The organism is Elioraea sp. (genome assembly GCF_022842375.1).
GTDB lineage: Bacteria > Pseudomonadota > Alphaproteobacteria > Acetobacterales > Acetobacteraceae > Elioraea_A.
In genome coordinates this window covers 65,062-74,045 of sequence record NZ_JALHPR010000025.1, presented here as the reverse complement: position 1 = coordinate 74,045, position 8,984 = coordinate 65,062, and the positions used below count along the sequence as shown (strand labels likewise).

Genomic DNA, 8,984 nt, shown 5'->3' with positions numbered 1-8,984 from the left:
CCTGGCGCTGTGGCCGCTGCGCACGCCGAGGTGCGCGCTGGCGTGGCTGCTGCGCCCGCTGTGGCGACTCGACCGCCTGCCCCGGCACGCGCGGCGCCGGGCCAAGCTCGTTCAGCACGGACCGGTCGACGCGCACGGACGGGTCCTGCGCGGCGGCAATCGCCGGCAGGCTCAGCAATCCCAGCAGCGTCAGGATCAGGCGGAACGGGCCTTGCATGGTCTCCGCGGCGCGTCGAACATCAACTCAGCGCTGACCTTACGCGATGACGCAGGTGCACACCAACCCGGGTGCGTCGCTTAGCGTCGCGCGGTGGCAATGCCCTCGAGAACGACCTCGCGCAGCTTCGGCTGCAATTGCGGATTGCCCGCCACCACGTCGCCGGTCGCGAAGGCATCGCCGCCATCGGGGGCGGTGACGAAGCCGCCGGCCTCGCGGACCAGCAGGATTCCAGCCGCGATGTCCCACGGGTTCAGGTGCAGTTCCCAGAACCCGTCATACCGCCCGGCAGCCACCCAGGCGAGGTCGAGCGCCGCTGCCCCCGCGCGCCGGATGCCGGCCACCTGCGGCATCAGCGTCGCGAGCGTTGCCGTGAACTCCCGCTTGTTCGGCACCGCGCCGAAGGGAATGCCGGTGGCGAACAGCGCATCGCGCATCTCCCGGCGCGAGGAGACGCGCAGGCGCCGCTCGTTCAGGAAAGCGCCAACACCCTTCTCGCCGACGAACATCTCGTCCTGCGCGGGGCTGTAGATGACGCCGGCGACCACCTCGGTCGTCTTGCCAAGGCGGCGTTCGAGGCCGATCGAGATCGCCCAGTGCGGAATGCCGTGCAGGAAGTTCGTGGTGCCGTCGAGCGGGTCGACCACGAAGCGGAACTTCCACTCCTCCGGGCCGGAGCCGCCACTCTCCTCCATCAGGAAGGCATGGTCGGGGCGGCCCTTGGCGAGCTCGACGCGCAGCGTCTCCTCGGCGCGGAGATCGGCCTGGCTGACGAAGTCAGACGGTCCCTTCACCGAGACCTGGAGCTGCTCGACCTCGCCGAAATCACGCAGCAGCCGCTTGGCCGCCTTCTGGGCGGCCGAGACCATCACGTTGACGACGGGGGAGAAACGGGGAACTGCCACGGTGTGTGCGGCGGGTCAGCCGCGCGACCGCTCGACATAGGTCGCATCCTCGGTGCGGACGACGATCTTCTCCCCGCTCTCGATGAACGGCGGCACCATGGTCCGCACGCCGTTCGAGAGCATCGCGGGCTTGTAGGAGGAGGTCGCGGTCTGCCCCTTCACCACCGGATCCGCCTGCACGATTTCGAGGATCACGGTCGAGGGCAGGTGGACAGCAACCGGATCGCCGTCCACCAGGTCGACGGTCAGGATCATGCCCTCCTGGAGGAACTGCTTGGCATCGCCCGCCAGATCGGCGGAGAGCTCGATCTGCTCGAACGTCTCCTTGTCCATCAGCGTCAGCGCGTCGCCGGTGGCGTAGAGGAAATCCATTTCCTTCTGCTCGGTCTGCAGCCGCTCGACCGTATCCACCGTCCGCCAGCGCTCGTCCTTCTTGGCGCCGGACTTCAGGTCACGCATCTCGACCTGGATGACGGCAGCGCCCTTGCCCGGGGTGTTGATCGCGCTCTTGAGCACGGTCCAGCGGCGGCCTTCGTGCTCGATCACGTGGCCTGGGCGCATCTGGTTTGCCTGCATCTTCATGGCAGAGCCGCTTCCGTCGCTGGTTCCTGGGGTCGGCGCGGGTGTTAGACGCTTTCGGCACCATCGGCAAGCCGATGGCGGCTTCCGTCAGGCGCCTCGATGACCCAGAAGGCCCCGTCGGCAAGGGCGTGGCTCTCGGCCACCGGCACCTTGCCGGCCCCGCCGGGGAGGTCGACCACATAGGTCGGCAGGGCATGGCCGGGAACGCGGCCGCGCAGCGCCTTCATCAGCGCCCGGCCGCGCGAGAGCGGCACACGGAAGCGCGCGGTGCCGGGGGCGGGGTCGAGGTGGTGCAGGTAGGTGGGCTTGACCCTGGCGGCGACGAGAGCGCGGAACAGCGCCTCCAGCCCCACCTCGCTGTCATTCACCCCGGCGAGAAGGACGCTCTGCGCCAGCATCGGCACGCCGGTGCGCTGGATCGCCGCGATGGCGGCCAGCGCCTCGGGTGCGAGTTCGCGCGCATGGTTGGCGTGCAGGATGAGCCAGAGCGGCTTGGCCGTCTCCAGCGCCGCGGCGAGGCCTGGCGTGACCAGCGAGGGGTCTGCCACCGGGACGCGGGTGTGGATGCGGAGAAGCTCCACATGCGGGATGGCATCGAGGGCGGCGAGGATCGCGCCAAGCCGGCGGGGCGAGAGCATCAGCGGGTCGCCGCCCGTCAGGATCACCTCGCGGATGGCGGGCCGCGCGCGGATGTAGGTGAGTGCCGCCGCGAGTTCCGCCTCCGACAGCACCCCGCCATCGGGCCCGACGTTCTCGCGGCGGAAGCAGAAGCGGCAATAGACCGGGCAGGCGAGCAGGGGCTTCAGCAGCACGCGATCGGGGTAGCGGTGGACGATGCCGGTGACGGGGCTCTTCGCGTCATCGCCGATCGGGTCGGGGTGCTCGTCATCGCGCACCAGGGCCTCGTCTGGATGCGGGATGTACTGCGCGGCGATCGGGTCCTGCGCGTCGGCGCGGTCGATCAGCCCCACGACATGGGACGTGACGGCGATCGCATACCGCGCCGCGACCGGCGCGAGGGCGGGATCGTCACGCACCAGCCCTGCGGCGGCGAGCGCTGCGGGGGTGCGGAGCGTCTTTGCGGGGGCGTGGCCGTCCGGCATGGTCGCCGCCTTTAGTCCCGTCCTGCGCCGGAGGCAACCGCGTGATCTCCCCCCCTTGGCACCCTGGCCGGCTGGCCGCGCGGCTGCCCTTCCTGCGCCGGCGCGCGCGGCTCGCGGCCGACATCCGCGCGGTCCTCGGCTCGCGCGGCTACATGGAGGTGGAGACGCCGGTGCTGCAGCCATGCCCCGGCATGGAACCGCATCTCGACCCGTTCGCCACGCGCTATGCCGCCAAGCTGGGCCCGAGCGAGCAGGGGGGGGCGCGCGACCTGTTCCTCCAGTTCAGCCCCGAGTTCGCGATGAAGAAGCTGCTGGCGGGCGGGTCCGGCCCGATCTTCCAGTTCGCGCGCGTCTTCCGCAACGGCGAGGCGGGTCCGAACCACCAGCCGGAATTCACCATGCTGGAATGGTACGGCCCCGGCCTCACGCTCGACGGGCTGATGGACGAGACAGAGGCGCTGGTCCGCGCCGTGGTGCCGGAGGGGCTGCGGTCGCCAACCCTCGCGGTGCCGACGGACCGGCGGTTCGAGCGGCTGACCGTGGCGGACGCGTTCCGGCTGCATTGCGGCGGGCTCGACATCCTTGCCACCGCGCCCGACCCGCTGGTCCCCGATGTCGGGCTGCTGGCCGCCGCCGCCGCGCCGCTCGGCGTCGCGCACAGGCCTGGCGAGACGTGGCAGGACCTGTTCTTCCGCCTCCTGCTCGACCGCATCGAACCGGCGATCGGGCGGGAGCGACCGACCTTCCTCACGCACTGGCCGGCCTCGGAGGCAGCATTGTCACGCCGCGATGCGCATGACCCACGCGTGGCGCTGCGGTTCGAGCTGTTCGCCGCTGGGCTCGAGCTTGCCAACGCCTACGAGGAGCTGACCGATGCCGCAGAGCAGCGCGTCCGCTTTGCCGCCTGGGCGGCCGAGCGGAAGGCCATGACGGGCGAGGCGCGTGCGGTGGACGAGGAGTTCCTCGCCGCGCTTGACCACGGCCTGCCGCCTTGCGCGGGCATCGCCATGGGGTTCGACAGGCTCGCGATGCTGGCGTCAGGAACCGGCCGGATCGGGGATGTGCTGTGGCTGCCAGTCGTTCCGTCAGGAGCCTGAGTCACGCAGCGGCGCGGACGAGGGCGAGTGCCGCGGCGAAGTCCTCCGCCACGGTGAAGCCCGGCATCGTATCCGTCAGGCCCATCCGCGCCATCACCGTCCGCGGCTGTGGTTGCACGCCCGTGACGATCACGTGCGTGCCGGCGGCGCGCGACCGCCGCACGAAGTCGGCGAGCGCGGCGACGCCGGTGCTGTCGATGAACGGCACCTCGCGCATCCGCAGGATGAAGTGGCGCGGCGCGCGCGGCATCGTCTCCATCACGTCGGCCAGCCTTCCCGCCGCGCCGAAGAACAGCGGGCCGCGCAGCTGGAACACCTCCACCCCCTCCGGCAGCGCGTCACGCTGGCTGTAGCGGTCATCCCTTGGCCTCGCGAAATCATCCTCGTCCGGAACGATCACCCGCGCCCCTTCCGGGGTGAGCGAGACCGCCTCCGCCATGCCGTGCATGAACAGGATCGCGGCCAGCACGACGCCGACCTCGATCGCGAGCGTGAGATCGACCAGCACGGTGAGCCCGAGGGTGATGACGAGGACGAGGCGCTCGCCCTTCGGCGCGGTGGCGAGCATGTGGCGGAGCTTGTGCTGCTCGCTCATGTTCCACGCCACGACCACGAGCACGGCGGCGAGCGAGGCGAGCGGCACGTAGGAGGCGAGCGGGGCTGCGATCATCATGAAGCCCAGCAGGAACACCGCGTGCAGCATGCCGGCGACGGGGGTTTTCGCGCCGGCGCGGATCGAGGTCGCGGTGCGCGCGATCGCGCCCGTCACGGGCAGGCCGCCGAAGCAGGCGGAGGCGAGGTTGGCGATGCCCTGGCTGAGCAACTCGGCGTTGGACCGATGCCGCCGCCCCGTCATCCCGTCCGCCACCACGGCGCAGAGCAGGCTCTCGACGCCGCCGAGGAAGGCGATGGTGAAGGCGGGCCCGAGCAGTTCGCCGATCCGGCCCACCTCGAAATACGGCAGCGACGGCGCGGGGAGGGAGGAGGGGATGGCGCCGAAGCGCGAGCCGATGGTCTCGACCGGCAGGCCCGAGAGCGTGACGAGAAGCGAGGCACCGACCACCGCGATGAGGAAGCCCGGCAGGGCAGGGGCGTACCGGCGGATCGCCACGATGGTCGCGAGTGCTGCGCCGGAGACGGCGATCGCTGCCGCCGACACGCTCGCGCGCGCTCCCCAGAACGCCTCCCACTGCGCCGGCACGCCGCCCGGCAGCCGCGCGATCGACAGCCCGAACAGGTCGCGGATCTGGGAGGAGAAGATGATCACCGCGATGCCGGCGGTGAAGCCGACGACGACGGGTTCCGGCACGTACTTGATCCAGGTGCCGAGGCGGAACAGCCCGGCCGCGGCCAGCATCGCCGCTGCCATGACGGTGGCCATCAGCAGCCCGTCATACCCGTGCTTCTCGATCACCCCAAAGACGACGACGACGAACGCCCCGGTCGGCCCCGAGATGTTGAACCTGGCGCCGCCGAGCGCCGAGCCGAGGAACCCGCCGACGACGGCGGTGACGAGCCCGACATCGGGCGTCGTGCCCGAGGCGATGGCGAGCGCCATGGCCAGCGGCAGGGCAACGATGGCGACGGTGAGGCCGGCAAGCACGTCGGCGCGGAAATGCGCAAGCCCGTAGCCCTGCCGGAGCACGGTGATGAGCTTCGGCACGAAGAGGTGCCAGGCTGGCGGGGCTGGCCTGCCGAGGGACGCGGCCGGCGCAGCCGAAGCGTCGTTCATCGCCCATCGTCGCGCCGCCGGGCCGAAGGTTCAAGCGTGCAACGAACGAGCCGCTCAGAGCCCGTTTGGGAGTGCGCTGCCCGGCGGCCATGGCAGTCGCATTGGCAGGCGGGCTCTCAGAGGATGGCTGCCATCCCGAAGGCACCCGGCGCCATCAGCACCCCGGCCCAGACGAAGGCCGAGGCGATGCCGACGACGGTGAACGTCACCACGTTCATCCGGCACATGCCGGCGGCGAGCGGCACCGAGGCCCGCATCGGCCCGAGGAACCGGCCGATGAACAGGCCCGGAATGCCGAAGCGGCGGAAGAAGATCTCGCCCTTCACCAGCATGTCGGGGTGTCGCGAGAGCGGCCAGATGCCGGCGACCCTGCCCTTCAGCACATACCCCGCCCCGTAGGACACGAGGTCGCCCAGCACCGCACCAACCGCCGCCGCGATCCAGACGCTGACGAAATCCACCCCGCCGGCACCGACGATCGCGCCGAGGCCGACCAGGAGCACCGTCGCCGGCACGATGAGGGAGAGGAAGGCGATCGACTCGCAGAAGGCGAGCGCGAAGGTGATTGGCGCCGCCCAGGCTGCGTTATCGCGCACGAGGGCCAGGGCATCCTGGGCGAACTGGTCCAAGCGGGAAGCCTCCTGAAGCAACGGCTGGGCAGGTGGTCCGTCCGGGGGGGCGGGTTCAAGCCCCCTCAGCCGGTCATGGCGTGCTTGTCATAGCGCAGCGATCATGACCGTTCCGTCATCGCCGCGTCGCGAACCACCGAACGGAACTCGCGGCGGTGAAGCTCGGCCAGCACGAGCAGGCTGGCGGCGACCAGGGCCAGGGGGTGGATCAGCCAGGCCAGCGCGGCAAGCCCGAAATAGTAGGCCCTGAGCCCGGTGTTGAAGTGCTTGGCCGCCCGGTTGGCCACGCGGGCCGCCGTCTCGGCCTGGGCGAAGGCGGCCTCGTCCGCCTCGCGTCCGATGCCGCCGACGATGATCTGGCAGTAGTTGAACTGTCGGAGTGACCAGGTCAGTTCGAAGAATGCCGCCATGAAGATGACGAGCAGGAGGCCGATCTTGATCTCCCACAACCCCTCGCTTGTCGTCGCCGCGAAGGGAAGGGCCCCGACCACGCGCAGCCCCATGTCGGAGGCGCCGAGCATGGCGACGAGGCCGCCGAGGATGAAGATGGCCGTGGTAGCGAGAAAGGTGCCCGAAGACATCAGGTTGCCGATGACGACGGCGTCGAACACGCGCACGTCACGGCCCACCATCGCCCGCATCCAGCGGCGCCGGTGCTCGTCCATCGCCGCGATCACGCTGCGGGCACGGATGGAGGGCACGCGGTCGACCACGGCCGCGTAGCCGAACCAGCAGGCAGCGAAGACGGTCAGCGCGGCGAGGTCGAGCAGCCCGACCGGGCCGATCACCGGGCCCATGGCAGAGCGCTGGGCCGGCTCAGCGCCGCGTGCGGGCCTTCGCCGCCGGTTTCGCCTTGGCGGCCGGCTTCGCCCGCGGCGCCGACGTGGCCCTCGCCCTGCCCACCGTGCCGGCCGAGGCTCGCGTGCCGTGCGCCAGGTTCTCCACCGTCAGCCCGGCATAGGCGATCGCCACCTCCTCGAGTGGCGGCAGCGGCATCAGGCTCGACGGCTCAGCGTCGAGATCGACGAAGGGCCGAAGCTCCACCACCCGCGCATTGGCGAGGGTGACGCGGTGGAACACCTCCTGCACGCCTTCGTCGGAGGTGCGCACGAACTCGAACACGACGGAGGTGAGCGCCTCGCCCGCCCCGATTGCGGCGAGCAGGGCAGGGCTCGCGGCACCCCATTCCTTGGTGAAGCGCACCGGCTGGAGGGTGAGCTTGCCAGTGCGCGTGCCGGTGCTCGACGTCGCGGTGAGGCTTGCCTGGTCATAGGCGAGGCCGACCAGCTTGCCCTCGTGCGGGCCCTGCGGCGCCTCGCCCGGGAAGCGTCCCTGCTTCGCGCCGATGATGGTGACGTAGAATTCGTACATCGCTCTCTCCGACGCTGAAAGAAAGGGCTCCGGCATGGGGGTGCCATGCCGGAGTCTGCTCACCAGGCTGCCATTGCCGTCTTGAGGTTGGCGTCGAGCTTGTCCAGGAAGGCCTGGGTGTTCATCCACTTCTGCTCGCGCCCGATCAGCACGGCAAGGTCCTTGGTCATGAACCCGCTCTCCACCGTCTCGATGCAGACGCGCTCGAGGGTTGCGGCGAACTTCTCGACATCGGGGGTGCCGTCGAACTTGCCGCGATAGGCGATGCCGCGCGTCCAGGCAAAGATCGAGGCGATCGGGTTGGTCGAGGTCTCCTTCCCGGCCTGGTGGTCGCGATAGTGGCGCGTCACCGTGCCATGGGCGGCCTCGCTCTCGATGGTCTTGCCGTCGGGCGTCATCAGCACCGAGGTCATGAGCCCGAGTGAGCCGAAGCCCTGGGCCACGATGTCAGACTGCACGTCGCCGTCATAGTTCTTGCAGGCCCACACGTAGCCGCCGTTCCACTTGAGCGCGCAGGCGACCATGTCGTCGATCAGCCGGTGCTCGTAGGTCAGCCCGCGCTTGTCGAACTCGGCCTTGAACTCGGCCTCGAACACCTCCTGGAACACGTCCTTGAACGTGCCGTCATAGGCCTTGAGGATGGTGTTCTTGGTCGAGAGATAGACCGGGTAGTTGCGCGCGAGGCCATAGTTGAACGAGGCGCGCGCGAAGCCCTGGATGGACGCGACGGTGTTGTGGATGCCGAGTGCGACGCCCGGGCCCTTCATGTCGATCACCTCCATCGCGAGGCCGGGGGTGCCGTCATGCGGCGTCCAGGTGATCGTCACGCTGCCGGGGCCGGGGATCTTGAACTCGGCCGCCTTGTAGATGTCGCCATAGGCGTGGCGGCCGATCACGATCGGCTGGTTCCAGTGCGGCACCAGGCGCGGCACGTTCTTGCAGATGATCGGCTCGCGGAAGATCGTGCCGTCCAGGATGTTGCGGATCGTGCCGTTCGGGCTGCGCCACATCTTCTTGAGGCCGAACTCCTTCACCCGCGCCTCGTCCGGCGTGATCGTCGCGCACTTGACCGCGACGCCGTACTGCTTGGTCGCGTTGGCGGCATCGACCGTCACCTGGTCGTTCGTCTGGTCGCGGTACTCGATGCCGAGGTCGTAGTATTTCAGGTCGACGTCGAGGTACGGGAGAATGAGCTTCTCCTTGATGAACCCCCAGATGATGCGCGTCATCTCGTCCCCATCCATCTCGACGATGGGGGTCTTCACCTGGATCTTGGGCATCTGTCTGTCTCCGGGATGCGGCGGGGGGAACGACGGGCGCGCTTGCCCGCTGACGCGGCGGCACCATA

At 69.8% G+C, this 8,984-nt stretch carries 10 protein-coding genes; 1 reads left to right on the top strand and 9 read right to left on the bottom strand.

Going from position 1 to position 8,984, the window contains the following annotated elements; all coding sequences use genetic code 11:
- The 4 genes from Q0C38_RS18160 to Q0C38_RS18145 all read right to left on the bottom strand — a co-directional run.
- The coding region (locus Q0C38_RS18160) for a hypothetical protein (RefSeq protein WP_291298533.1) at window positions 1-217 on the bottom strand (217 nt) is incomplete at its 3' end.
- Between the two features lie 80 nt (window positions 218-297).
- Window positions 298-1,122 (bottom strand): inositol monophosphatase family protein, encoded by an 825-nt coding sequence (locus Q0C38_RS18155; RefSeq protein ID WP_291298532.1) that lies wholly within the window; start codon window positions 1,120-1,122, stop codon window positions 298-300.
- 15 nt (window positions 1,123-1,137) lie between these two features.
- Window positions 1,138-1,704 carry an elongation factor P gene (gene efp / locus Q0C38_RS18150; RefSeq protein WP_291298531.1) on the bottom strand — a complete coding sequence of 189 codons (567 nt, stop codon included), beginning with the start codon at window positions 1,702-1,704 and terminating at the stop codon, window positions 1,138-1,140.
- Window positions 1,705-1,748: 44 nt separating this feature from the next.
- The gene (locus Q0C38_RS18145) at window positions 1,749-2,807 is read right to left on the bottom strand and encodes a lysine-2,3-aminomutase-like protein (RefSeq protein ID WP_291298530.1); all 1,059 of its coding nucleotides are present in this window, start codon (window positions 2,805-2,807) and stop codon (window positions 1,749-1,751) included.
- Between the two features lie 44 nt (window positions 2,808-2,851).
- On the opposite strand from Q0C38_RS18145, the gene epmA reads away from it, so the two are divergent.
- Window positions 2,852-3,904, top strand: coding sequence for an EF-P lysine aminoacylase EpmA (epmA, locus tag Q0C38_RS18140; RefSeq protein WP_291298539.1), 1,053 nt, complete (start codon window positions 2,852-2,854; stop codon window positions 3,902-3,904).
- Between the two features lies 1 nt (window position 3,905).
- On the opposite strand, the gene Q0C38_RS18135 is transcribed toward epmA, so the two are convergent.
- The 5 genes from Q0C38_RS18135 to Q0C38_RS18115 all read right to left on the bottom strand — a co-directional run bounded on the left by Q0C38_RS18135 (window position 3,906) and on the right by Q0C38_RS18115 (window position 8,916).
- The gene (locus Q0C38_RS18135) at window positions 3,906-5,636 is read right to left on the bottom strand and encodes a SulP family inorganic anion transporter (protein ID WP_291298529.1); all 1,731 of its coding nucleotides are present in this window, start codon (window positions 5,634-5,636) and stop codon (window positions 3,906-3,908) included.
- Between the two features lie 116 nt (window positions 5,637-5,752).
- Window positions 5,753-6,265, bottom strand: coding sequence for a DedA family protein (locus Q0C38_RS18130; RefSeq protein WP_291298528.1), 513 nt, complete (start codon window positions 6,263-6,265; stop codon window positions 5,753-5,755).
- A gap of 101 nt (window positions 6,266-6,366) precedes the next feature.
- Complete coding sequence (locus Q0C38_RS18125) at window positions 6,367-7,062, bottom strand: DUF599 domain-containing protein (protein ID WP_291298527.1); 696 nt, start codon at window positions 7,060-7,062, stop codon at window positions 6,367-6,369.
- 19 nt (window positions 7,063-7,081) lie between these two features.
- Complete coding sequence (gene tssD, locus Q0C38_RS18120) at window positions 7,082-7,636, bottom strand: type VI secretion system tube protein TssD (RefSeq protein WP_291298526.1); 555 nt, start codon at window positions 7,634-7,636, stop codon at window positions 7,082-7,084.
- A 59-nt stretch (window positions 7,637-7,695) separates the two neighbouring features.
- On the bottom strand, window positions 7,696-8,916 hold the full coding sequence (locus Q0C38_RS18115; protein ID WP_291298525.1) for an NADP-dependent isocitrate dehydrogenase: 1,221 nt from the start codon (window positions 8,914-8,916) through the stop codon (window positions 7,696-7,698).
- Between the last annotated feature and the right edge of the window lie 68 nt (window positions 8,917-8,984).

What these genes read in the sequence shown, in the direction of transcription:
- efp (WP_291298531.1), bottom strand. Translation starts at nt 1,704, where the DNA reads ATGAAGATGCAGGCAAACCAGATGCGCCCAGGCCACGTGATCGAGCAC.
- Q0C38_RS18145 (WP_291298530.1), bottom strand. Translation starts at nt 2,807, where the DNA reads ATGCCGGACGGCCACGCCCCCGCAAAGACGCTCCGCACCCCCGCAGCG.
- Q0C38_RS18135 (WP_291298529.1), bottom strand. Translation starts at nt 5,636, where the DNA reads ATGAACGACGCTTCGGCTGCGCCGGCCGCGTCCCTCGGCAGGCCAGCC.
- Q0C38_RS18125 (WP_291298527.1), bottom strand. Translation starts at nt 7,062, where the DNA reads ATGGGCCCGGTGATCGGCCCGGTCGGGCTGCTCGACCTCGCCGCGCTG.
- tssD (WP_291298526.1), bottom strand. Translation starts at nt 7,636, where the DNA reads ATGTACGAATTCTACGTCACCATCATCGGCGCGAAGCAGGGACGCTTC.
- Q0C38_RS18115 (WP_291298525.1), bottom strand. Translation starts at nt 8,916, where the DNA reads ATGCCCAAGATCCAGGTGAAGACCCCCATCGTCGAGATGGATGGGGAC.